Source organism: Streptosporangium saharense (genome assembly GCF_014203715.1).
GTDB lineage: Bacteria > Actinomycetota > Actinomycetes > Streptosporangiales > Streptosporangiaceae > Streptosporangium > Streptosporangium saharense.
In genome coordinates this window covers 324438-346537 of sequence record NZ_JACHJP010000007.1, presented here as the reverse complement: position 1 = coordinate 346537, position 22100 = coordinate 324438, and the positions used below count along the sequence as shown (strand labels likewise).

Sequence of the window (22100 nt, the reverse complement as noted above, 5' to 3'; positions counted from 1 at the left end):
GTCAGCGCAGGGCTTCGCGGATGCGGCGGGCGGCGTCGTAGAGCGCGTCCTGCGCGGTGGCCAGTGTCTCCTCGGTCACCCTCCCCGCCGCCGTGTCCTGACGGACCTCCTGGACGAACTCGGCCAGCATCTGCCCGAGCTGGTCGTCGGCGTCCGAGGGGCCGTGACCGGTGAAGCTCTCCGCCCAGTGCTGCTTCCACTCGCGTCGCCACTCGTGGGCCTGGCGCTTCCACTCGTGTTTCTGCCGCTGCCACTCGGCCTTGTGCTCCCGCCAGGTCTCCCGCTGCTCCTGCTTGATCCGCTGCTCGTCCTGTTTGACGCCCTGACGCACCTCGCGGGCCATCTGGGTCAGCTCGTCACGCAGTGACCTGACGGTGTCGCGCACGTCCTCCTTGACCTCGCGGGCGATGTCGCGGACCGACTCGGAGATCTCCTGTTCGAGGTCGGCGAGTTCGTCACCCCTGGCGTTCAGCTCCTGCTCACCCTGCTCGGTGAGGGTGAAGACCTTCTTGCCGTTCACCACCTCGTGGGTGACCAGGCCCTCCTCCTCCAGGCGGGCCAGACGCGGGTAGATCGTGCCGGGCGAGGGCGAGTAGACGCCGAGGAAACGGTCCTGGAGCAGCCGGATCACCTCGTAACCGTGGCGCGGGCTCTCCTGGAGCAGTTTGAGGAGGTAGAGACGCAGCCGCCCGTGGCCGAAGACCGGGCTCATGCCAGTGCTCCCTTCAGCAGGGTGACGTCCGCGGAGAGGGTCGTCGCCGTCAGCGAGGCCATGCCCCCGCCGATCCGGCCACGCAACGACTTCGCTCCCGGCTGGCTGCCGTGGCGCAGCTCGGAGAAGGCGGTGTCGATCCTGCCCGAGGTCGAACGGATGGTGACGTCGGTCTCGACCGTGGGCGGAAGCCTGAGCACGATCTCGCCGGAGACGCTGTTCAGCGTCACGTGACCGGTCGGCGGAAGGTCCAGGTCCGCGGTGATCCGGCCGGAGACGGTGGTCGCGGTCAGGCGGCGGGGCGTGCCCTGGGCCACGGTCAGCTCACCGGAGACGCTCTTGAAGGAAAGGTCGCCGACCAGGCCGCGGCTCTCCACGGTCCCGGAGACGGTGTCGGCGATGATCTCGCCGCTGACCCCGTCGAGCACGATCTCGCCGTTGACGCTCTTGACCGAGGTGCGGTTCTCGAAACCGGCGACGACCGCTGAGGCGGAGACCACTCCCGCGCTGACCGGGCAGTCCTTCGGCACGGTCAGCGTCAGCGTGGTCTCCCTGCGCCCGGGTTGCAGCCAGCCGAGCAGACCCTCCCAGGTCAGGTCCTTGTAGGCGACGCTGAGCGTGCCGTCGTCGTCGTGCGTGACGATCAACGGCGGGGTGCCGATGTCGGTGACCTCAAGGGTGGGTGGTCCCTCGCTGGCCAGCACCGCCAGCCTGCCCGCCACAATCCGCACGTTGAGCTTGCGCACGGTCTCGAAGGTGAGCTGCTCGGGTTTTTCGATCGTCCACTGCCGCATGATTCGTGACCTCCTTATGGAGACACGATATGTCGCGTTGTAGGCAGTGGTCAAGATATATCGCGTTTGTCTACTCGTCTTCGTCGTCGTCCAGGCGGGCCAGCCAGGTCGCCAGCCGTTCCACCGGGATCTCGAACTCGGGGTTCAGGTCGACGAACTCGCGCAGCCGCTCGGCGAGCCAGGTCAGACTGACCTCCTCCTCGCCACGGCGCGTGACGAGCTCCTCGATGCCCCGATCGGTGAAGTACATCGTCGTCCTCTCTCAGCTCACAACGGGACCCAAAGGGGAAGTCCCCCACAGGATTCTCCTGCGGGGGACTTCCTCCATGTGCTTCGGCCCTAGTCGAAGACCTCGTTCAGGATCTGCTGCAGCTCCGTCTCGTGCGTGGAGTGCGAGCCGGTCGCCGGGGAGGAGTTCGCCTTGCGGGAGATCCGCCTGAGCCTGCGACCGCCGAACGCGTCGGGGTGCTCGACCATCTTCATGGTCAGGAACGGCCACGGGCCCATGTTGGCGGGCTCGTCCTGCGCCCAGGCCACCTCGACGTTGTCGCCGTAGCGGGCCAGCTCGGCCTGGAGCGGGTTCGCCGGGAACGGGTAGAGCCGCTCCAGACGGACGATCGCCACGTCGTACCTGCCCTGCTTCTCCCTGGCCGCGGCCAGGTCGTAGTAGATCTTGCCGGAGCACAGGACGACCTTGCGGACCTGCGCCGGGTTGACCGTGGTGTCGCCGAGCACGGGCCTGAACGACCCCGAGGTGAACTCGCTGACCGCCGAGACCGCGGCCTTGTGCCGCAGCAGCGACTTGGGCGTGAACACCACCAGCGGACGGCGCCGGTTCGACATCGTCTGCCAGCGCAGCAGGTGGAAGTAGTTGGCCGGCAGCGTCGGCTGGGCCACGGTCATGTTGTCCTGGGCGCACATCAGCAGGAAGCGCTCGATGCGGGCCGAGGAGTGGTCGGGACCCTGACCCTCGTAGCCGTGCGGCAGCAGCAGGGTGACGCTGGAACGCTGGCCCCACTTCTGCTCGCCCGCGGTGATGTACTCGTCGATGACGGACTGGGCGCCGTTGACGAAGTCACCGAACTGGGCCTCCCAGGTCACCAGGGCCTCGGGGCGCTCCACGCTGTAGCCGTACTCGAAGCCGAGCGCGGCGTACTCGCTGAGCAGCGAGTCGTAGACGTAGAACTTCGTGGTGCCCTCGTTGAACGTCTTGAGCGGGGTGTGCTCGGCACCGGTGATGCGGTCGACCAGCACGGCGTGGCGCTGGGTGAAGGTGCCGCGCCGGGAGTCCTGGCCGACGAGCCGGACCGGGTGGCCGTCGATCAGCAGCGAACCGAAGGCCAGGGTCTCACCCGTGCTCCAGTCGACGCGGTCCTCGGCGACCATCTGGCCACGGCGCTGGAGCACCGGCAGCAGCCGCGGGTGGACGGTGAAGCCCTCCGGCAGGTTGAGCTGCGTGTCGATGATCCGCTTGACCGTCTCCTCGGAGATGCCCGTCGGGGTGTCCTCGTGGGACCACGGGATGGTCTCCATGGTGTCGGGACGGGCGAACTCACCGGTCGGCTGCTTGACCGCCTCGCGGGTCTCGGCGAAGGCGTTCTCCAGCTTGGCCTGGTAGTCGCGCAGCGCGCTCTCGGCCTCCTCGACCGTGATGTCGCCCCGGCCGATCAGCGCCTCGGTGTAGAGCTTGCGGGTCGAGCGCTTGGCGTCGATCAGGTCGTACATCAGCGGCTGGGTGAAGCCCGGGTTGTCGGTCTCGTTGTGGCCGCGACGGCGGTAGCAGATCAGGTCGATCACGACGTCCTTGCGGAACGCCTTGCGGTACTCGAAGGCCAGGTTGCCGACCCGGACCACGGCCTCGGGGTCGTCACCGTTGACGTGGAAGATCGGCGCCTGGATCATCCGGGCCACGTCGGTCGCGTACACGCTGGAACGCGAGCTGGCCGGGCTCGTGGTGAAGCCGACCTGGTTGTTGACCACGATGTGCACGGTGCCGCCGGTGCGGTAGCCGCGTAGCTGCGACAGGTTCAGCGTCTCCGCGACGACGCCCTGGCCCGCGAAGGCCGCGTCGCCGTGGACGAGCACGGGCAGGACGCTGAAGCCCTCCTCGCCGCGTTCGAGCAGGTCCTGCTTGGCGCGGACCACACCCTCAAGGACCGGGTCGACCGTCTCCAGGTGGGAGGGGTTGGCCACGACGGAGGCCTTGAGCTTGGAGCCGTCGGGCGAGACGAAGTCGCCGCTGGCGCCCAGGTGGTACTTCACGTCGCCGGAGCCGTGGGCGCTGCGCGGGTCGATGTTGCCCTCGAACTCGCCGAAGATCTGGCCGTAGGACTTGCCGACGATGTTGGCCAGCACGTTCAGCCGACCGCGGTGGGCCATGCCGATGACGGCCTCGTCGAGGTCCTCCTCGGCCGCGGCCGAAAGCACCGAGTCGAGCAGCGGGATCAGGGACTCGCCACCTTCGAGGGAGAAGCGCTTCTGGCCGACGAACTTCGTCTGCAGGAACGTCTCGAACGCCTCGGCGGTGTTGAGCCGCTCCAGGATGCGCAGCTGCTCGGTGCGGTCGAGCTTGGCGTGCGGCCGCTCGACCCGCGCCTGGATCCAGGCGCGCTCCTCGGGGTTCTGCATGTGCATGTACTCCACGCCGATGGTGCGGCAGTAGGAGTCACGCAGCACGCCGAGGATCTCGCGCAGCTTCATCAGGGGACGGCCGCCGAAGCCACCGGTGGCGAACTCGCGCTCCAGGTCCCACAGGGTCAGCCCGTGCGACTTGATGTCGAGGTCGGGGTGCTTACGCTGCTTGTACTCAAGCGGGTCGGTGTCGGCCATCAGGTGACCGCGGACCCGGAAGGCGTGGATCAGCTCGATGACCCGGGCCGACTTGGCCACGTCGTCGTCGTGGGTGGCCGAGATGTCCTGGACCCAGCGGATCGGCTCGTACGGAATCCGCAGAGCCTCGAAGATCTCGTCGTAGAAGCCGTCCTCGCCCAGGAGCAACCGGTGGATCTGGCGCAGGAAGTCGCCCGACTGGGCGCCCTGGATGATCCGGTGGTCGTAGGTGCTGGTGAGCGTCATGACCTTGCTCACCGCGAGGCGGGAGAGCGTCTCGGGAGAGGCGCCCTGGTACTCGGCGGGGTACTCCATCGCGCCGACACCGATGATCGTGCCCTGGCCGGGCATCAGGCGCGGCACCGAGTGGACCGTGCCGATGGTGCCCGGGTTGGTCAGCGAGATCGTGGTGCCCGCGAAGTCCTCGACGCCCAGCTTGCCGGACCGCGCCTTGCGCACGATGTCCTCGTAGGCGACCCAGAACTGGCGGAAGTCCATGCCCTCTGAGGCCTTGATGGAGGGCACCAGGAGCTGGCGGGTGCCGTCGCTCTTGGCGACGTCGATGGCCAGGCCCAGGTTGACGTGCTCGGGCTTGACGAGCACTGGCTTGCCGTCCACCTCCGTGTAGGAGTGGTTCATCTCCGGCAGGACCTTGAGGGCCTTGATGACCGCGTACCCGATGAGGTGCGTGAACGACACCTTGCCGCCACGGCCCCGCGACAGGTGGTTGTTGATCACGATGCGGTTGTCGATCAGCAGCTTCGCCGGTACGGCGCGCACGCTGGTCGCCGTCGGCACCACGAGGCTTGCCTCCATGTTGGCGGCCGTACGGGCGGCCGCGCCACGGAGTCTGACTTCCTCGGTACCGGCGGGCAACGGGGTCTCCTGCTTGGGTCGGTCTGCCGGTGCTGAGGTGGGCTTCGGCGTGGGGGTTGCCGGAGTGGCCGCGGGAGTCACCGGGGCCGCAGCGGAGGTCGGGGGAGCGGGAGCGGCGGGAGCCGCCCCGGAGGGCACGGCTCTGCCGGCCCCGGAGTCAGGGCTGTAATCAGCGAAGAAGTTCCACCAGGCACGGTCCACGGACTCGGGATCCTGGAGGTACTTCTGATACAGCTCGTCGACCAGCCATTCGTTTTGACCAAAGGCTGCCAGCGGGTTTGTCCGCGACGACTCAGACGACACGGCGGAAATCGCCCTCTTCCGCAGATCGGCGTTGATGATAGAGAACCTGTCCAAGGCTACTCGCCCGGACCCGGACCTGCGCCAGTCTGACCGCAGCTCCCCGGCTGATCCTCTCAGGACAGCTCAAAACGGTCACCCCCGGGGGGTCCATCTGGGTGGTACGGGTCTGGTCACTCATGCTCGACGAGCCTGGACTCGACCGTGACGCCCGGCGTCACCGTCTCAAGCAGGGCGGTCAGTTCCTCGCCCGCCGCGCGCAGTTCGTCGAGGGACATCGGGGCCAGGCGTTCCAGCAGGAACAGCGCGTCGGTCGTCTCCTCGGTGATCCGGGTCCGTACGCACTGCCGCCAGTTCCACCGCCTGCAGGTGACGCCCAGGTCGTCGCGCCAGACGACCTCGCCGATCTCGGGGGTGTCGATCACGGTCTCGCCCTTCTCGACGACCTCGAACGGCTCGTCGCCCACGGCCCTGACCAGCCTGGCGGCCCCGGCGTAGCGGCCGAGGTCCTCTCCTCCGATGGGGAGCCCGTGCCTGACGCTCACCGTGTTGTAGGCGTCGACCACGAGGTTGATCTCCGGCAGCGGCATGCGCCTGACCAGCGCGTCGACGGACGGCCTCGTCCGCTGGGGTTTGGCGCCGAACGCACGGTAGGCCTCGCGCCAGGACTTGATCCTCGGGTCCTCGGCGGACACGGCCTCCTTGGCCGCCGTCGCCAGCCAGGCCCTCGACCTGTCGTCGGTCGGGCCGTTGCGCAGGCCGTACACCGTCATGGCCAGGACGGCGAAGTCCGGCCGCAGCGCGCTGACGGCGGGGTCGACCTGGATGTCCTCAATCACGGGTCTCAGTCTAGGTTGTCGCCTCCGTGCGCCCGCCGGGCATGACTGTCACATACTTCTCACGTACGATTCCATGCAAAACAAGTAGGAAATATTGACTAGGCGTGGAGTGGTGCGTAGCTTCTCCGGTATGGGCCTCTATCTGACCCGGTGTGCACATGTCGACTTCTGTCGCGTGTTCAGTGCTCAGTGTCCGTGATCACGAACCGACCCTCGTCCCCCCTCCTTCATCTCTCAGGAAACGTTCGTGATCAAGTTCAGAAACGTCCCATTTCTTGTGCTGCTCGCGCTCGGTCTCGCCGGTTGCGGCGCCGAGGCCGCGGCCAAACCCGGTGCGCCGGAGACCCTGGAGCTGCGCTACCAGGGCAGCGTCGGCGCCGTGACCTTCCCCGAGCTGGCCGAGGACCTCGGCTACCTCGCCCCTCTGAAGCTCAAATGGATCGGTAACACGATCTCAGGACCGCAGGACATCCAGGCCGCCGCGACCGGGCAGACCGACTTCGGCGGCGCGTTCAACGGCGCCATCATCAAGCTGGCCGCCGCCAAGGCGCCCATCAAGGCGGTCGTCGGCTACTACGGCAGCGACGCCGACAGCTACGTCGGCTACTTCGTGCCCGACGGCTCGCCGATCAAGGGTCCCCGAGACCTGATCGGCAAGAAGATCGGCGTCAACACCCTCGGGGCGCACCTGGAGGCCGTGCTCAAGGAGTACCTCAAGCGCGGTGGCCTGACCCCCGAGGAGATCAAGCAGGTCGAGCTGGTCGTCGTGCCCCCGATCAGCACCGAACAGGCGCTGCGCCAGGGCCAGATCGACGTGGCCGCGCTGAACGGCGTCCTGCGTGACACGGCCCTGCAGCGCGGCGGCATCCACGCCCTCTTCAAGGACATCGACCTGTTCGGCCCCTTCACCGCGGGCAGCTACGTGCTCACCGACAGGTTCGTCGCGCGCAACCCCAACACCACGAAGAAGTTCGTCGAGGCGGTCGCCAAGGCCGTCGAGTGGACCCAGACCCACTCAAGGGAGGAGTACGTCGCCAGGGCGGAGGCGATCATCGCCAGGCGGAACCGCAACGAGGACACCGCCGCAATCAAGCTCTGGAAGAGCAGCGGGGTCGCGGGCAAGGGCGGCGTGATCGACCCCAGGGAGTTCCAGATCTGGATCGACTGGCTGCAGCGCGCCGGTGAGATCAAGCCGGGTCAGGTCAAGACCGAGGACCTCTTCACCAACGCCTACAACCCGTTCGGAGGCAGGGGATGAAGCTCCAGATCCAGGGTGTCGGCAAGGAGTTCGCCGTCCGCGGCGCCGACCGGCCCTTCACCGCCCTCGACGACGTCAACCTCGACGTACGGGCCGGGGAGTTCCTCACCCTGGTCGGGCCGAGCGGCTGCGGCAAGTCAACCCTCCTTGACCTGCTCGCCGGGCTCGCCGTACCGAGCAGGGGCAGCATCCTTCTCGACGGGACCCTGGTCGAGGGGCCGGGACTCGACAGGGGAGTCGTGTTCCAGCAGTACGCGCTCTTTCCCTGGCGCACGGCGCTGTCGAACGTCGAGTTCGGCCTTGAGGCGAAGGCCGTACCGAAACGGGAGCGCGCCGAGCGGGCCAGGACCTATCTGGAGCTGGTCGGGCTGAGCGGGTTCGAGGAGCGCTACCCGCACGAGCTGTCCGGGGGCATGCGCCAGCGGGTGGCCATCGCCAGGAGCCTGGCCTTCGACCCCGACGTGCTGCTGATGGACGAGCCGTTCGCCGCGCTCGACGCCCAGACCCGCGAGTCGCTCCAGGAGGAGCTGCTGCGGATCTGGCAGCGGACCGGCAAGACGGTGGTGTTCATCACCCACGGCATCGACGAGGCCGTCTACCTCGGCCAGCGGGTCGCGGTCATGACCTCAAGGCCCGGCCGGATCAAGCGGGTCCTCGACATCGACTTCGACAGCCGCGAGGGCGACCTGCGGGCCGACGCCCGCTTCGGCGAGTACCGCCACGAGGTGTGGACCCTGCTGCGCGACGAGGTCGCCGCGGCGAGCGAGGTGGTCCCCGTTGGCTAGCGTCTCGGTCACGACGTCCCAGGTGCTCGCGCGCGAGGCGCTCCAGGAGGCGTCCCGTACGGCGGGCACCGCCCCCGGCCTCCTCACCCGCCTGCTGCGTGGTACGGCGCGCGCCGCCGTCGCGGTGGGCAGGCGCACGGCCGCGATCGTCGCGCTGGCCGCGATCTGGGAGGTTCTGCCGCGTCTCGACGTGGTCGATCCCACCTTCCTGCCGCCGCTCTCGCAGGTCCTGGTGGCCTGGTGGGACCTGCTGCTCTCGGGCGAGCTGCTCGACCACACCCAGGCCAGCCTGGTCAGGTCCCTCGCGGGATGCGCCCTGGCCATCGTCGCCGCCATCCCGCTCGGCCTGCTCATCGGGTGGTACCGGCCGGTAGCCGACTTCCTCAACCCGCTGCTCGAACTGTTCCGCAACACCGCCGCGCTGGCCATCCTCCCGGTGTTCGTGCTGATCCTGGGGCTCGGCGAGACGTCCAAGGTCTCGATCATCCTGTACGCCTGCGCCTGGCCGATCCTGCTCAACACGATCGCCGCGGTGCGCGGGGTCGATCCGCTGCTGGTCAAGTCGGCCAGGTCGATGGGGCTGCGGCCGTTCAGGCTGTTCCAGAAGGTGATCCTCCCGGCGGCGGTGCCGACCATCTTCACCGGCATCAGGCTGGCGGGGGCCTACTCGATCCTCGTGCTCGTCGCCGCGGAGATGGTCGGCGCGAAGGCCGGTCTCGGCTACCTGATCAACTACGCCCAGTTCAACTTCCGGGTGCCCGAGATGTATGCCGGGATCCTCACGATCTCGGTGCTCGGCCTGCTCCTCAACCTGCTCCTCGTCCGTCTGGAGCGCCGTTTCTCGACGTGGAGGGTCTCCCGATGACCGAGCGCAGGCTCCATCTCAACGCGTTCCTGATGGGCGTCGGCCACCACGAGGCCGCCTGGCGGCACCCGAGCGCCGACCCCGGGCTGATCGCCGACGTACGGCACTACCAGGAGCTGGCCAGGATCGCCGAGCGGGGCAGGCTGGACTCGGTCTTCCTGGCCGACGGGCTGGCCCTGTGGGGCAACGTCCGGCACAACGCCCTCGGCGGTCTAGAACCGCTCACGCTGCTGGCCGCGCTGGCCGCGGTCACCGAGCACGTCGGCCTGATCGCGACCGTCTCGACCACCTACAACGAGCCGTTCCACGTGGCGCGCAAGTTCGCCTCGCTCGACCACATCAGCGGCGGCAGGGCGGGCTGGAACATCGTCACCTCGGCGACCGAGGCGGAGGCGCACAACTTCGGCGTCGAGCGCCCCTCGCACGGCGACCGCTACGCCCGCGCCACGGAGTTCCTTGAGGTCGTCACCAAGCTGTGGGACAGCTGGGAGGACGGGGCGATCCTCAACGACCGGGCCACGGGCCGCTACGCCGACACCGGCAGGATCCACGCCCTCGACCACGTCGGGACCCACTTCAGGGTCAGGGGACCGCTGAACACCTCCCGCTCCCCGCAGGGCCACCCGCTGCTGGTGCAGGCCGGATCGTCGGAGGACGGCAAGGAGTTCGCCGCCCGCTTCGCCGAGGCCGTGTTCACCGCCCAGCAGACCCTGGCCGAGGGGCAGGAGTTCTACACCGACCTCAAGTCCCGTCTCGCCCGGTACGGCAGGAGCCCCGACGAGGTGCTGGTCCTGCCCGGCATCTCGCCGATCATCGGCTCGACCCAGGAGGAGGCTCTCAGGCTGGAGGGGGAGCTCCAGGATCTGATCATCCCCGAGTACGGCGTGCAGCAGCTTTCCACCATGCTCGGCGCCGACCTGTCCGGCCACCCGCTGGACGCGCCCCTGCCGGAGCTGCCCGAGCCCAGGGACGGCCAGCAGAGCAGGTTCAAACTCGTCACCGACCTCGCCAGGCGGGAGCGGCTGACCCTGCGTCAGCTGATCGGCCGTCTGGCGGGAGGCAGGGGGCACCGGGTGGTCGCCGGTACCCCGGAACTGATCGCCGACCAGATCCAGGAATGGTTCACCAGCGGCGCGGCGGACGGCTTCAACATCATGCCGCCCGTCCTGCCGAGCGGCCTGGCGGACTTCGTCGACCACGTCGTGCCCGAGTTGCAGGCCCGTGGCCTGTTCAGAACCGAGTACGAAGGCCGCACCCTGCGCCAGAACTACGGACTGGCGCGACCGGTGTCCCGTTTTGAGCAGTTCAAGCAGAAGGTATCGGTGGCCTCATGAGCATCGTGACAGTGGTGGGCAACCCGCGGACCGGGTCGCGCACATACACAGTGGCCGTCCAGGCGGCGCGGGCCGTGGCCGGTCGGATCGGCGAGGGGACCGAGGGGGAGGCGGGCGAGGTCGTCGACCTGTCGCTCCTGGCCCCCACGCTGCTCGCCCCACAGGCCTCGCCCGAGGTGGAGGCGGCCCTCGATCTTGTACGGCGGGCGAGCGTGCTGGTGGTAGCGAGCCCGACCTACAAGGGCACCTACACCGGCCTGCTCAAGGTCTTCCTCGACCGCCTTCCCGGCGGTGCGCTCACCTCGGTCGTGGCGCTCCCGCTGCTGGTCCTGGGCGACGCCAAGCACAGCCTGGCCGTCGAGGTGCACCTGCGCCCGCTCCTGGTCGAGCTCGGCGCGACCGTGCCCACCCCCGGCCTCGCGGTGATCGAGTCGCAGATCCCCGCCCTGGACGAGGTGCTCGACCCCTGGGCCGACAGGGTCGCCCCACAGGTGCGGGCGGCGCTTACGGCGATCTCGGCGGCCTCGGCGTGAGCGCGGAACGGGGGGAGTCCCCGATGAGCTCGGGAAGAGAAGGCGTTATGAATAGGTTGCGAATCATAAGCGTGGTTTACGCCCTGGAGGAGGAGAAGTGACCGAGCGGAACGTCGCAACCGGTTCCGGGGTCCTCTCCGGCGTTCCCGAGGAGGAACGGCGCCCGGGGGAGGACTCATGACCGAGACCCTGCCGGGACGGGCCGTGGACGCCGACCGTTTCCGCCAGGCGCTGGCCGTACACGCGGCCGGTGTCGTGGTGATCACCGCGCAGACGGAGGGGGTTCCCGTCGGCCTGACGGCCACGTCGTTCTCCTCGGTCAGCCTCGCGCCCCCGCTGGTCTCCTTCTACGTCGACCAGGCCTCGACCACCTGGCCCTCGCTCAGGCTCGCCGAGCACTTCGCGGTGAACGTGCTGGCCAGCGACCAGGCGGAGCTGGCCTCCAGGTTCGCCCGCAAGGGCGTCGACCGCTTCGCCGCCCCCACCGAGTGGTGGAACGGCCCCCAGGGGGTCCCGGTCCTCGGGGGAGTCTCGGCCCAGCTCGTCTGCGTTCCCCACTCGACCGTGGACATCGGTGACCACGTCCTCGTCGTCGGCCTGGTCACCGAGACCAACCTCGTCTCCGACGACCGTCCCCTGCTCTATCACCGGGGCAGGTTCGGCCGCTTCACGCCGCACACCTGACCGTCGGGCGGGGACGCCCCACCGGGCGCCCCCGCCTGTCAGGTCAACCGTCTTCTCACGCCAGCCGTACGGTGCCCCGCCCGGTGGGCAGGGGGAGGTCGAGGATGGTGCGGATGCCCGGCGGCGCCGCGCACAGGGCGGCCACCGAGTTGACCGCGTGCGCCGCGGCCCCGGCCAGGCCGTGGGAGATCTCGTCCACGGTGACCGTCATCTGCGGCACGCCCTCGATGTGGACGGTGAAGCCCGGTGCCGACCAGCGGTCGACCTTGGTGGCGTCCGCCTTGTAGACGCACTCGACGGTCATGAAGGGACGGCCCCTGACCAGCCCGCTGAACGTCCAGCGGGAGGCGCAGACCGTGCCCTTCCTGACCACGCCCGCGGCGATCTCGAACTCCTCTGAGGCGAGGTCGAACTCGTCGCTCTCCTCGACCTCGTCGAGGGCCACGCCGAGGGTGCTCGCCACGAGCTGGACGCTCTCGGCGAACAGCCCGCGCTGGTAGGCCCGGAAGGGGCGCACCGCGGCCGCGTAGTCCTTGGCCGAGCGGGTGAAGCCGAACAGGTCGACCACGAGCTGACGGGACGGGTGCCCCCTGAAGTCGGAGGACTCGCGGACGTAGACGTGGTCGATCCTGGTGGACAGGCCGCTCAGCGCGAGCGGGAGCATGTCGCTCACGAAGCCGGGGTTGATGCCGGTGCCGTGCAGGGAGGAGTTGCCCGCGGCGCAGGCGGCCTCGATGCGCCCGACCACCGCGGGGCCGTAACACCACGGGTAGACGAACCCGGTCGTGGTCACGACGTTCTTGCCCGAGGAGAGCAGGGCGCAGAACGTCTCCACGTCCAGGGACGGATCACCTCCGAAGGAGGAGGCGGGCAACGGCATGTGCAGCACGCAGTCGGCGTCGAGAGCGAGGATCCGCTCGACGTCGTCGGTGCACAGGACGCCGGTCTCGGGCAGTCCGACGAGCGGACCGGCGTCGAGACCGACCTTGTCGGGGTCGTAGACGAGCACCCCGGCGAGCTCGAACTCGGGGCGACGGATCAGGGTGCGCAGGGAGTATCTACCAACGGCGCCCGTGGCCCACTGGACCACGCGGAGGGGCGGCGATGGGGGCATGGGGGCCTCCAGCCCGGGGTCTTTGGGCAGGGCCGTACTCGGAGGAGTTGCATCGTTTTTACCCTCGCCCGGTAGGAGCAGAAACTTTAGCAGAAATTCATACGCTCGATCACTATCCGCGACGGTCTGACATCCTGTCGTTTTCCTCCATGCTTAGAAGGGCACGGATGCGACCATCATGGCCCATGACGTGCGAAGAAGGCACCGTTCGGGGTCTGGAAGCATGTTCTGGTGAGGCGTGGGCGATATCCCACCAAACATCTCTGATGCGACATTTCCGGCAGGCATCTTGCTTGACAAGCGCCTTGACAGACGATGTGTCACGGCCCTTCTGGAACGGTCCTGAGTTATGTCCTCCAGACGCCGAAGTTATGGACGGGGCCGGGTCGCCGCTCCGCCTGGCTACGGGATAGGCGGAACGACGACCCGGCCGGTCCAAGGAGGCCGTCAGGAGATCAGACGGACCGTCAGGGGACGTTGAGCACGAACTCGTAGGAGGCCGTACGCCCACCCGGCACGGTCTGCACGTTCATGAGGAGACGCGGGTCGTAGATCGTGTCGGTCTGGTTGCGCGGCTCACCCGGGAAGTAGAGCTGCGTGGTCAGGATGGGCCTGTTGGGCGCCTGCAGCTTCACGTGGATGTGCCGGGTCCGGCCCGGGTAGAGGCCCGGGACGATCGTGGTCAGCGAGAAGGCGCCGTTGGCGTCGGTGAACTGGTGGCCACGGAACTTGAAGCCGTAGTTGTCGTAGTTACCGGCGTTGTCGGCCTGCCAGAAGTCCAGCAGCACCTTCACCAGCGGCTTGCACGAACGGCTGTAGACACGGCCGGTCACCGTCAGCTTGGTGCCGCTCGCGCCCGCGGGGACGATGTTGCTGGTCAACGGAGAGTTGGGCTTGAAGTACGGCCCCTCCGTCTGCGCGATGGTGGTCGAGCCGCCGGGAGTGCAGGCCAGGGGCAGGGCCTGCCCCTGCAGCGCGGAGGCGGGACCCGCCATGGCGCCCGCGACCACCGGGGCGGCGATCGCGCCCAGGCCGACCGCCGCGACGAACTGCTTGCGGCTCAGGCCGGACTCCATTTCCTCTTCTGGGGTGAGAGGAATCTCGGACATCGAGGTTCTCCTTCGGCGAGGTGTGACCGTGCTTGGGGGGTGCGCACGGCTCCAGATGTGTATATCCATTCGCCTGACTGGCGAGGTTGACTCTAAGTGCCAGTCTTTTGTCAGGGCGTGCCGGGCATAACGCCATGTTGGATCTGAATGGGATTGCCGCCGAGTAGAAACCAGGGGTGAAGCTAGGGTCATCGCCTCATTAACGCCGAGGAGAGCGTCATGCCCACACTCGTCAGTACGGCCGGCCTGCCCCCGAGGGAGCAGGTCGAGTTCTGGCGTAATGTCGTGTCGGACGCCTTCGGCCCGCTACAGCTGCGGGCCGGGGACACCGGGGGATTCGCCGGCCGCATCGCGAGCCGTACCCTCGGCCCCGTCCAGGTCAGCGACGTACGCGCCCCCGCACACGTGGTCAGTCGTGCCGCACGGCACATCACCACAAGGGGAGGCAGGGAGAACTACAAGTTCTGCCTGCTGCTGCGGGGCTCCGGAGTCATCGAACAGGCGGGACGCCGCGTCGTCGCGAGCGCCGGAGACCTGGTCTTCTATGACCTCAGCCGTCCGATGGAACTCGTCCTCGACGCGCACCACCTGCTCGCCCTCACGGTGCCGCGCTCTGCCATCCCGTTACCTGCGGCCCACGTGGCCGACCTGGCGGGCACCCTGCTGGCCAGCAGGCAGGGACCGGGGAGACTGACCGTCTCCTTCCTGACCTCCCTCGCAGCCGAGGGAGACGCCGTAGACGGGCCACACGGCCAGTACCTTGGGGAGGCCATCGTCAACATGGTGACCTCGGCTCTGAGCGAGCGGCTCAGCGGTGAGTCGCCGGTGCCCGGCGCGGGTGCCGAGCTGCTGCAGTGCATCACCGACTGGATAGAGCGCAACCTGCACCGCCCGGACCTGTCGCCCGCGGTCATCGCGCACGCCCACCACGTCTCGGTGCGCCAGCTTCACCGGATCTTCCACGCGGCCGGCATGACCGTCGCCGCCCACGTGCGAACCCGCAGGATGGACCGCTGTCGCAGGGAACTGTCCACGGCCCACCTGCGGGCCGACCGGGTCAGCTCCATCGCGGCACGCTGGGGATTCTCCGACGCGGCCTCCTTCAGCCGGGCCTTCCGGCGGATCTACGGCTGCGCGCCCAGCGACTACCGAGCCGCCCTCGCCGACGAGGACGTCGAGGACGGCGGTACGGCCCAGCGCCAGCCCGCCTGACCGGCGGACGACCACTCGGGGACAGTGCCCTGACGCCCACAAGGCGAGAGAGCGGTACCCCGAGAACCCGCATCCACCCGGTGGGGGGCGGATGCGTGGGCACGGCCTGCGTTCAATCGAATGGATGGACGCAGGCCGTGTCCTGCTGTTTTTGCGCCGCCTGGCGGCGGCGCGGGCTTGGGCGCCTGAGGTCGGTGACTTCCCTCGTCGCTCCTCCGCTGCGCTCCGTCGCTCCTCAGTCCAGCTCACCGACGCGCCCAAGCCGGACACTCCTCACGCACAGCACCGGTAACCCCAAAGCCAACCCTTCACGGCTGGCGGCTGGCACCCCAAGCCAGAACCTTCAGGCGCGGCGCCGGTAGCCCCGGGCCGAAACTCTTCGTGTCCCGTATCTGTGTCCCAAAGCCGAAACTCTTTGCGCTGGAGATCGGTGGGGCCGTAAAGATGAGGGTTTTTCGGGCTAGTCCATGAGGATGATTTGGCGGAGGGGTTCGCCGGTTTTCAGTGCATTTATGGCTCCATTAAGGTTTGAGAGTGGAAGGCGAGTGGTAATCATGCTTTCCAGGTCAAGTTTGCCTGCTTTGTAGAGCTCCGCGAGGAAAGGGAAGTCCCTGCGGACGTCGGCTCCGCCGTACAGGGAGCTGAGGATGTTCTTGCCCTCGAAGAGCAGGTTGAAGGCGCTCAGCGGGACGAGGTCGTCGGCCGCGCCCGCGCCGACCACGATGACGTCGCCGCCGCGCCGGGTCGCCTTCCAGGCGGTCATGATGGTCGCGGATCCGCCGACCGCCTCGAAGCCGTGGTCGAACCCCCGGCCTCCGGTGAGCGTGCGGATGGCGTCGGGGAGTTGGTCGGGGGTGACGGTGTGGGTGGCGCCGAGCTCGCGGGCCAGTTCGTGCTTGGACTCCAGCGGGTCGATCGCCAGGATCGTCCTCGCCCCGCAGACGCGGGCGCCCTGCACCACGGACAGGCCGACGCCGCCGCAGCCGACCACGGCCACGGTCGAGCCCGGTCTGACACGGGCGGTGTTGATCGCGGCCCCGACGCCGGTCGTGACGCCGCAGCCGATCAGCGCCGCGATCTCGAAGGGCAGCTCGGGGTCGATCCTGACCGCGCCCTGCCAGGGGACGACGATCTCCTCAGCCCAGGTGCCGCACCCGGCCATGCCGTAGGCCGGGGTCCCGCCGTCGTAGCGGAAGCGGGCGTTGACGAAACCGTCCTTCATGTACGTCATGCACAGGAACGGCTGGTTCGCCCGGCAGTTCGGGCAGTCGTCGCAGGCCGGGGTCCAGTTGACGACCACGTGGTCGCCGGGGGAGAGCGAAGTCACCCGCTCGCCGGTCTCGACGACCACGCCCGCGCCCTCGTGGCCGAGGACGATCGGCAGCGGCATGGGCAGCACGCCGTTCATCACCGAGAGGTCGGAGTGGCAGACACCGGTCGCCCTGATCCTGACGCGGACCTCGCCGGGGCCGACGGGGGCGAGGGTGAGGTCGTCGCGGATGTCGAGGCGGTCGTCGCCGACGGCGTGCAGCAGCGCGCCGCGCACGACTAGCTGCCCTCGATGGACAGCGCGGCCTTCGGGCACGACCGTACGGCGTGCCGGACGCGGTCCCACGCCTCCGGTGGCGGTTCCGGCAGCAGCACGTGAAGGTGATCGTCATCGTCGAGCTCGAAGACCTCGGGGGCGAGGCCGGTGCAGACGGCGTTGGCCTCGCACACCATGGAGTCGACCGTGACCTTCATCGTGAACCTCCTACGCGCGGGACAGGTCAGAGAGGGAACCCGCCCCTGGATCAGACCGTAAGCCCTGCGTGGCCCGCCTCACCCCGAGGGGGCGCTGGTTCACGGTGCAAAGTAGAACATGTTGCATACCGACCGGCAAGGGTCGTTCGGAATGTTGTTCGGTCCCCGGTAGCCTGCTCCGGTGAGCGACGCGACCATGCCCCGGGACCTGCTGAACGCCGCCCTCGGCGCCAAGGGGTTCATGCCGCCCGACGAGGGTCTCGCCCTCTTCGAGACGGCCGTCGTGTACGGCTCGCGCGGCCCGATCTGCGAGATCGGCACCTACTGCGGGAAGTCGGCCGTCTACCTCGGGGCGGGGGCCAGGCTTGCCGGTTCCGTGGTCGTCACCGTCGACCACCACCGGGGCTCCGAGGAGATCCAGCCCGGCTGGGAGCACCACGACCCCACGCTGATGGACCCGCGCTTCGGCAGGATGGACTCCCTGCCGACCTTCCGGCACACGATCGCCGCCGCGGGTCTCGAAGAGGAGGTCGTCGCCGTCGTCGGCCGCTCTGAGCGGGTGGCCGCGATCTGGAGCACCCCGCTGGCCATGCTCTTCATCGACGGCGGCCACTCGCGGGAGCCGGTGACCGGCGACTACGAGGGATGGGCGCCGCACGTCGCCCAGGGCGGGGCACTGGTCTTCCACGACATCTACCCCGACCCGGCCGAAGGCGGCCAGGAGCCCTACCGCGTCTACCTGCGCGCCCTCGACTCCGGAGCGTTCCGGGAGGTCAGGCGGGAGGGCTCGCTGCGCGTCCTGGAACGCGTCGGCCCCGGAATCGGCTGACCCCGCCCACGCCGTACGGCCAGGCACACCCCCCGCAGCACGCAGACCGTCAGCAGGGCGACCGGGGGGCTGGGCAGCGCCAGATACAGCGCGGCGGCACACAGACCGAAGACGACCTGGTCACGCGGCCGGGACGGCGTCGTGCGGACGTCGGGCAGCACGAAGCAGGTGAGCAGGACGAACGCCGCGCCCGTCACCGGCAGCGGACCGAAACCCATGACCGGCCCGGTCAGGACCACCCCGCCCGTCCAGGCCAGCACCAGCGGCAGCCGCCCGGAAGGCCGCAGGCACGCCAGCCCCAGCGCCAGGAGCGCCAGCGGCACGAGCGGGTGCAGCGCCTCCGGCACCCACGCGGTGAACTGGTACGGCGGCGCCGTCTCGACCCCGGGGCGCAGCGAAGCGACGGTCACCCCCAGGGCGACCGGGTTCACGAAGGGCGTCCCCGAAGGCCCGGCCCGCAGGGCGTATCTGCTCGCGACCCCGACCAGGGCGGCCAGCGCGACCCCGGCCAGGTGGGCCCCGCCGTACAGGAGCATCGCGCACAGCAGGCCCTCGACGTAGGACGGCAGGAGGAAGGCGCGGTCGGTCAGGTAGCGGGGCCTGTCGCGAAGCGCCCACGCCCGCACGGTCTCCAGCGCCACCTCGGCGGCCACGCCGGTGAGGACACCCACGACCGGCGCGAGGTAGGCCTGCTCGAACCCGAGCAGGAGGTGCCCGGCGAGGGTCACCACGGTCACCGAGACCGCCAGGCGGCGCGTCACCGGCGCCTCACCTCCGACACGCCCCGCGAGGTCAGCAGGAGGTCGTGCCAGCCGGGGTCGAGGGAGACGGCGGCGGTGCGCGGGATACCGCACTCGTCACGCCAGGACAGGCTGACGGGCAGGGCGGCCTCGCCCGTGTCGGCCTCGCCGAGACCGAGGAGCAGCTCGGGCGCCGAGGAGGCGGGGTAGAGCTGCCGGGCGAGCGTGCCTCCGCCCGGCAGCCTGAGCCTGGCCTGCGCCCCGATCGCCGGACGGGTCATGCCGCCGGTAACCGTGCCGCAGGGACCGGCGGGCAGGCGGGGGCGCAGGCCGACGAAGGGGGCGGTGACGCCGTGGTTGCGGTACAGCGTGGCCGGGGTCGTGAGGCCGGAGACCGCGACGTCGAGACGGCCGTCGTCGTCCACGTCGCCGACCGCCAGGGCCGTCGCGTCGCCCCCCGGCGCCACCGGCCCCGCCACACCCGCGCCCCCGGCGAACAGGGCGACGCCCCCCGGCGCCTCGACCGCGTACATGATCTCGTCGTGGCCGTCGTTGTCGAGGTCGGCGGCCCTGACGTCCCACGATGGCCCGACACCGCCGAGCCCCAGCTCTCCCGCCCGGTCCTCGTACGGCGCCACGCCCGCGTGAAGACGTTCCCGCAACCCGGGAAGGGCCGTGGAGACGAAGACGGGGCCGCGTCCGACGAGGATGTCCTGGGTGCCGTCCGCGTCGAGGTCGGTGAAGGCGACCCCCGTGCCGGTCGAGGAGTCACGGCCGAGGACGGACGACCTCGGCGTGGTCAGGCCCCGGGTGCCCGACGCCGTCCGGAAGGAAGCCCTGCCCGGCGCGGATTCGTTGACCAGCAGCACGTCGGGGCCGAGGGCGTTGGCCACGTACAGCTCGGGCAGCCCGTCGCCGTCGAGGTCCTGGACGCCGAGCGCGAGGGTCCTGCCCGTCCGCCCGGCCTCGCCGAACGCGTCCTCCGCTTCGGTGAAGGCGCCCGTCCCGGTCCCGAGGTAGAGCCGCACCCCGCCGCCGTCGTGGGCGTCCGGTGCCCGGTCGCGTACGGCCCCGCCCGGGGGCAGGTGGTCGCCGACGACCAGGTCGAGGTGGCCGTCGCCGTCGAAGTCACCCACGGTCATGGCGGCCGTGTTCCACGGCTGTGGCCGTACGACCAGGTCGCGGTGGCCGAAGGCGGCGGCGGAGGGGCGGGTTCCCGGCAGGCGGACGAACAACGAGGGCGAGCGGCCCCGGTAGGAGACGACCAGGTCCTGCCTGCCGTCCTCGTCGAGGTCCGCGGGCAGGCAACCGGTCGGCGTCCCGCGCGGCCCGGGGGCGGTCAGCCTGAAGGGGCGGTAGCCGCCGTGCGTTCCCGGCACGGGCGCCACGCTCACCCCGCCGCGACGCGGATCCGTCAGGCAGACGTCGTCAGAGACGAGCTCACCGTCGAGGTCGAAGAGCGCGACCCCTGCGGCGGGACCCCAGCCCCCGGCCTGGCCGGGAGGACCGAGCCGGTCGGCGACGAAGGAGAAGGTGGCCGCGGGGGAGGGGCTGGACGGCTCGGCCGTCCCGGTCAGCACCCATCCGACGGCGACGACGGCCAGGGCTAGGAGGGGGAGCAGGGGGCCGGGCGGCACCGGGAGCATCGGGAGTGTCGAGGGCACAGCGGTCGCCGTGTCCCTGCGCCTGTCCGGGCGCGTCCGCGAGGTGGGGGTCGTGTCTCCACGCCTTTCGTGGGTGGTTGCCGAGTTCCTGTGTGCCTTTGGGGAGGACACCGTGGTTTCGCGTGCTTCCCGAGGCCGTGTCCCTCGCGTCTCCGGGGTGGAGGTCCGGTCCGTGTCCTTCCTGGGCGGCTGTTGGGGCTCCGCGTGTCTTCTGGGAGGGTATGTCCCGTTTTCGGGGTGGGTGTCGTTTCCGTGTGCCTTCCCGGGACGGCGTTGGGTTCGGTGCGCTCTCTGGGGGGAGCGGGTGGTGTTATGAGTCGCGGTTGCGTCTTGCCCAGGCCTTTCTGACTCCGGCTCGCCATGCCTGGTAGTGGTCGCCGGTGTGGGCGTTGTGGCCGAGGGCGACGAGCGCGGTGTCGGTCCAGTTGCTCGCCTCCTCGACGCCGACCTCGCACAGGGCGAGTACGGCGTCGGCGGTGTGCTGGGGCACGGTCCCCGAGATCAGGTGGGCCGAGCAGGCGAAGGCGGCGCCCTGCACGAGGTGGGCGCGGAAGCCGTCCTCCGACGCGGCGGCGCTCAGCCGTTCCAGCTCGCCGGTCCGCGCGCCACCCGCGTAGGTGGCGGCCAGCCCGATCCCGCTCCACAGGTCGGCGCGGCGGCCGAGCGGGAACTCGGCCACCCGCAGGATGACGTCCTCGACACCCGCGCACTCGTGGAACCAGAGCATCCGGCCGACCCCCTGGTCGAAGATCGCCCTCCTGGTCCGGTCGAGCAGGCCCGCCGTACGCTGACGTCCGACCGTCCTGTCGGCGGCGTGGAAGCCCTGGTGGAAGCCGAAGCCGTCGAAGGCCAGCCAGCGCAGCAGCGGATGGACGGAACGGATGCCCCACATCGGGCGCATCCCCAGCCGGGCGTACCCCCGGCCCGCACCCAGATGGATCAGGTGCGGGTAGCGCACGCCCTGGCCGCTGAGCAGGCTCCTGAGCCGCCTGCCGCCGGTCGCGGTGAGCACGTCGAGGGTCGCGCAGGCCATGCCCGCCCCCTCGTAGGCGTAGCCGCGCAGCTCCTCGCGCAGGTCGTCGATCCGCTCGGGCACGCCCGCGATCACCGCGTTGTGCCCGGCGACGTACGCCTGACCGGCGGTCTCCAGGTGCTCCCTGGCCGGGCCGAGCCGGAAACGCCGCACCCCGAACCCGATCCTGGCCGGGTCCTGCCAGAGCAGCCAGGGCAGGCCGCGTGGCCTTGGCGGCATCAGCTCGGCGGGGGACAGGGTGTCCGTCAGAGCGGGGAACAGGGCCGGGGAGTGGATGGGGCCGGTGGCATCCTCGGAAGGCTGCCCCTCGGAAGAAGACCTCTCGGCGGACGGACCTTCCGAGGACGACTCCTCGGCGGGCGGGCTTTCTGCGGCTGGCCTCGCGGACGGCCTGTCGGTGGGTGGGCCTGCAACGGCTGGCCTCACGGAGGGCGGGCCTTCAGAGAACGGCCTAGCGGAGGATGGCATCTCGACAGACTGGCCTTCGGAGAACGGCCTCTCGGTGGGCGGGCCTTCGGCGGATGGCCTCTCGGTGGGTGGGTCTTCAGCGGCTGGCCTCTCGGAGGACGGTCCCTCGGCGGACGGCCTGGCGGAGGATGGCATCTCGACAGACGGACCTTCGGAGAACGGCCTCGCTGAGGACGACCCCTCGACGGACGGGTCTTCCGAAGACAGGCTCGCGGAGGACGGTCCCTCGGAAGAGGGTCCCTCGGCGGGTGGGGGCTGCTCCGGGGGTGGTGTCTCCTCGGGTGTGTCCCGGACCTCGGTCTTCGGCTCCGGGGCCGGTTCGGCCTCCGCCGTACGGGAAAGGCCGGGTGCGACGACCGTTGTCGCGCCTCCGTCGCCC

At 69.8% G+C, this 22100-nt stretch carries 20 protein-coding genes; 8 read left to right on the top strand and 12 right to left on the bottom strand.

What is annotated here, in order from left to right; all coding sequences use genetic code 11:
* Position 1 precedes the first annotated feature (1 nt).
* From FHS44_RS29065 to FHS44_RS29045, 5 genes are all read right to left on the bottom strand, one after another.
* On the bottom strand, positions 2-712 hold the full coding sequence (locus FHS44_RS29065) for a PadR family transcriptional regulator (protein ID WP_184720360.1): 711 nt from the start codon (positions 710-712) through the stop codon (positions 2-4).
* The gene (locus tag FHS44_RS29060; RefSeq protein WP_184720358.1) at positions 709-1506 is read right to left on the bottom strand and encodes a DUF4097 family beta strand repeat-containing protein; all 798 of its coding nucleotides are present in this window, start codon (positions 1504-1506) and stop codon (positions 709-711) included. The genes FHS44_RS29065 and FHS44_RS29060 overlap by 4 nt, the downstream gene beginning before the upstream one ends.
* 70 nt (positions 1507-1576) lie before the next feature.
* Positions 1577-1756: a DUF6104 family protein gene (locus FHS44_RS29055; RefSeq protein ID WP_184720356.1), complete on the bottom strand. Its 180-nt coding sequence runs from the start codon at positions 1754-1756 to the stop codon at positions 1577-1579.
* Between the two features lie 89 nt (positions 1757-1845).
* The gene (locus FHS44_RS29050) at positions 1846-5514 is read right to left on the bottom strand and encodes a multifunctional oxoglutarate decarboxylase/oxoglutarate dehydrogenase thiamine pyrophosphate-binding subunit/dihydrolipoyllysine-residue succinyltransferase subunit (RefSeq protein WP_184720353.1); all 3669 of its coding nucleotides are present in this window, start codon (positions 5512-5514) and stop codon (positions 1846-1848) included.
* Positions 5515-5684: 170 nt separating this feature from the next.
* On the bottom strand, positions 5685-6350 hold the full coding sequence (locus FHS44_RS29045) for a B3/B4 domain-containing protein (protein WP_184720352.1): 666 nt from the start codon (positions 6348-6350) through the stop codon (positions 5685-5687).
* 247 nt (positions 6351-6597) lie between these two features.
* On the opposite strand from FHS44_RS29045, the gene FHS44_RS29040 reads away from it, so the two are divergent.
* The 6 genes from FHS44_RS29040 (at position 6598) to FHS44_RS29015 (ending at position 11809) form a co-directional block, all read left to right on the top strand.
* Positions 6598-7608 (top strand): ABC transporter substrate-binding protein, encoded by a 1011-nt coding sequence (locus FHS44_RS29040; RefSeq protein ID WP_184720349.1) that lies wholly within the window; start codon positions 6598-6600, stop codon positions 7606-7608.
* Positions 7605-8393, top strand: a complete 789-nt coding sequence (locus FHS44_RS29035; protein ID WP_184720347.1) for an ABC transporter ATP-binding protein — start codon at positions 7605-7607, stop codon at positions 8391-8393. The genes FHS44_RS29040 and FHS44_RS29035 overlap by 4 nt, the downstream gene beginning before the upstream one ends.
* On the top strand, positions 8386-9258 hold the full coding sequence (locus tag FHS44_RS29030) for an ABC transporter permease (protein WP_246436173.1): 873 nt from the start codon (positions 8386-8388) through the stop codon (positions 9256-9258). The genes FHS44_RS29035 and FHS44_RS29030 overlap by 8 nt, the downstream gene beginning before the upstream one ends.
* The gene (locus tag FHS44_RS29025; protein WP_184720345.1) at positions 9255-10592 is read left to right on the top strand and encodes an LLM class flavin-dependent oxidoreductase; all 1338 of its coding nucleotides are present in this window, start codon (positions 9255-9257) and stop codon (positions 10590-10592) included. Before FHS44_RS29030 ends, FHS44_RS29025 begins: the two co-directional genes overlap by 4 nt.
* Complete coding sequence (locus FHS44_RS29020; RefSeq protein WP_184720343.1) at positions 10589-11125, top strand: NADPH-dependent FMN reductase; 537 nt, start codon at positions 10589-10591, stop codon at positions 11123-11125. Before FHS44_RS29025 ends, FHS44_RS29020 begins: the two co-directional genes overlap by 4 nt.
* A gap of 177 nt (positions 11126-11302) precedes the next feature.
* Complete coding sequence (locus FHS44_RS29015) at positions 11303-11809, top strand: flavin reductase family protein (protein WP_184720341.1); 507 nt, start codon at positions 11303-11305, stop codon at positions 11807-11809.
* A gap of 55 nt (positions 11810-11864) precedes the next feature.
* Here the strand turns inward: FHS44_RS29015 and FHS44_RS29010 are convergent, their stop codons facing one another.
* Both FHS44_RS29010 and FHS44_RS29005 read right to left on the bottom strand, forming a co-directional pair.
* Positions 11865-12923, bottom strand: coding sequence for an NAD(P)H-dependent amine dehydrogenase family protein (locus tag FHS44_RS29010; protein ID WP_184720339.1), 1059 nt, complete (start codon positions 12921-12923; stop codon positions 11865-11867).
* Positions 12924-13390: 467 nt separating this feature from the next.
* The gene (locus FHS44_RS29005; protein ID WP_184720337.1) at positions 13391-14032 is read right to left on the bottom strand and encodes a dioxygenase family protein; all 642 of its coding nucleotides are present in this window, start codon (positions 14030-14032) and stop codon (positions 13391-13393) included.
* 219 nt (positions 14033-14251) lie between these two features.
* On the opposite strand from FHS44_RS29005, the gene FHS44_RS29000 reads away from it, so the two are divergent.
* Positions 14252-15244: an AraC-like ligand-binding domain-containing protein gene (locus tag FHS44_RS29000; protein WP_184720335.1), complete on the top strand. Its 993-nt coding sequence runs from the start codon at positions 14252-14254 to the stop codon at positions 15242-15244.
* 460 nt (positions 15245-15704) lie between these two features.
* On the opposite strand, the gene FHS44_RS28995 is transcribed toward FHS44_RS29000, so the two are convergent.
* Positions 15705-16790 (bottom strand): alcohol dehydrogenase catalytic domain-containing protein, encoded by a 1086-nt coding sequence (locus tag FHS44_RS28995; RefSeq protein ID WP_184720333.1) that lies wholly within the window; start codon positions 16788-16790, stop codon positions 15705-15707.
* Between the two features lie 2 nt (positions 16791-16792).
* Positions 16793-16987, bottom strand: a complete 195-nt coding sequence (locus FHS44_RS28990) for a ferredoxin (RefSeq protein ID WP_184720331.1) — start codon at positions 16985-16987, stop codon at positions 16793-16795.
* A 196-nt stretch (positions 16988-17183) separates the two neighbouring features.
* Here FHS44_RS28990 and FHS44_RS28985 point away from each other — a divergent pair, with 196 nt between their 5' ends.
* Positions 17184-17816: a class I SAM-dependent methyltransferase gene (locus FHS44_RS28985; RefSeq protein ID WP_184720494.1), complete on the top strand. Its 633-nt coding sequence runs from the start codon at positions 17184-17186 to the stop codon at positions 17814-17816.
* Here FHS44_RS28985 and FHS44_RS28980 read toward each other — a convergent pair.
* From FHS44_RS28980 to FHS44_RS28970, 3 genes are all read right to left on the bottom strand, one after another.
* On the bottom strand, positions 17723-18577 hold the full coding sequence (locus FHS44_RS28980; protein ID WP_184720329.1) for an enediyne biosynthesis protein UnbU: 855 nt from the start codon (positions 18575-18577) through the stop codon (positions 17723-17725). The two genes, FHS44_RS28985 and FHS44_RS28980, sit on opposite strands and share 94 nt — an antisense overlap.
* Positions 18574-20220 carry an FG-GAP repeat domain-containing protein gene (locus tag FHS44_RS28975; RefSeq protein ID WP_184720327.1) on the bottom strand — a complete coding sequence of 549 codons (1647 nt, stop codon included), beginning with the start codon at positions 20218-20220 and terminating at the stop codon, positions 18574-18576. The genes FHS44_RS28980 and FHS44_RS28975 overlap by 4 nt, the downstream gene beginning before the upstream one ends.
* Positions 20221-20530: 310 nt before the next feature.
* A complete protein-coding gene (locus tag FHS44_RS28970; protein WP_184720325.1) occupies positions 20531-21472 on the bottom strand; it encodes a DUF1702 family protein in 942 nt (313 codons plus the stop codon).
* Positions 21473-22100: the final 628 nt, after the last annotated feature.

Excerpts from the sequence above, each read along its gene's own strand:
- FHS44_RS28985 (WP_184720494.1), top strand. The coding sequence starts at position 17,184 with ATGCCCCGGGACCTGCTGAACGCCGCCCTCGGCGCCAAGGGGTTCATG.
- FHS44_RS28970 (WP_184720325.1), bottom strand. The coding sequence starts at position 21,472 with ATGCCGCCAAGGCCACGCGGCCTGCCCTGGCTGCTCTGGCAGGACCCG.
- FHS44_RS29005 (WP_184720337.1), bottom strand. The coding sequence starts at position 14,032 with ATGTCCGAGATTCCTCTCACCCCAGAAGAGGAAATGGAGTCCGGCCTG.
- FHS44_RS29035 (WP_184720347.1), top strand. The coding sequence starts at position 7,605 with ATGAAGCTCCAGATCCAGGGTGTCGGCAAGGAGTTCGCCGTCCGCGGC.
- FHS44_RS29060 (WP_184720358.1), bottom strand. The coding sequence starts at position 1,506 with ATGCGGCAGTGGACGATCGAAAAACCCGAGCAGCTCACCTTCGAGACC.
- FHS44_RS29065 (WP_184720360.1), bottom strand. The coding sequence starts at position 712 with ATGAGCCCGGTCTTCGGCCACGGGCGGCTGCGTCTCTACCTCCTCAAA.
- FHS44_RS29010 (WP_184720339.1), bottom strand. The coding sequence starts at position 12,923 with ATGCCCCCATCGCCGCCCCTCCGCGTGGTCCAGTGGGCCACGGGCGCC.
- FHS44_RS29020 (WP_184720343.1), top strand. The coding sequence starts at position 10,589 with ATGAGCATCGTGACAGTGGTGGGCAACCCGCGGACCGGGTCGCGCACA.
- FHS44_RS29025 (WP_184720345.1), top strand. The coding sequence starts at position 9,255 with ATGACCGAGCGCAGGCTCCATCTCAACGCGTTCCTGATGGGCGTCGGC.
- FHS44_RS28990 (WP_184720331.1), bottom strand. The coding sequence starts at position 16,987 with ATGAAGGTCACGGTCGACTCCATGGTGTGCGAGGCCAACGCCGTCTGC.
- FHS44_RS29055 (WP_184720356.1), bottom strand. The coding sequence starts at position 1,756 with ATGTACTTCACCGATCGGGGCATCGAGGAGCTCGTCACGCGCCGTGGC.
- FHS44_RS29015 (WP_184720341.1), top strand. The coding sequence starts at position 11,303 with ATGACCGAGACCCTGCCGGGACGGGCCGTGGACGCCGACCGTTTCCGC.
- FHS44_RS29000 (WP_184720335.1), top strand. The coding sequence starts at position 14,252 with ATGCCCACACTCGTCAGTACGGCCGGCCTGCCCCCGAGGGAGCAGGTC.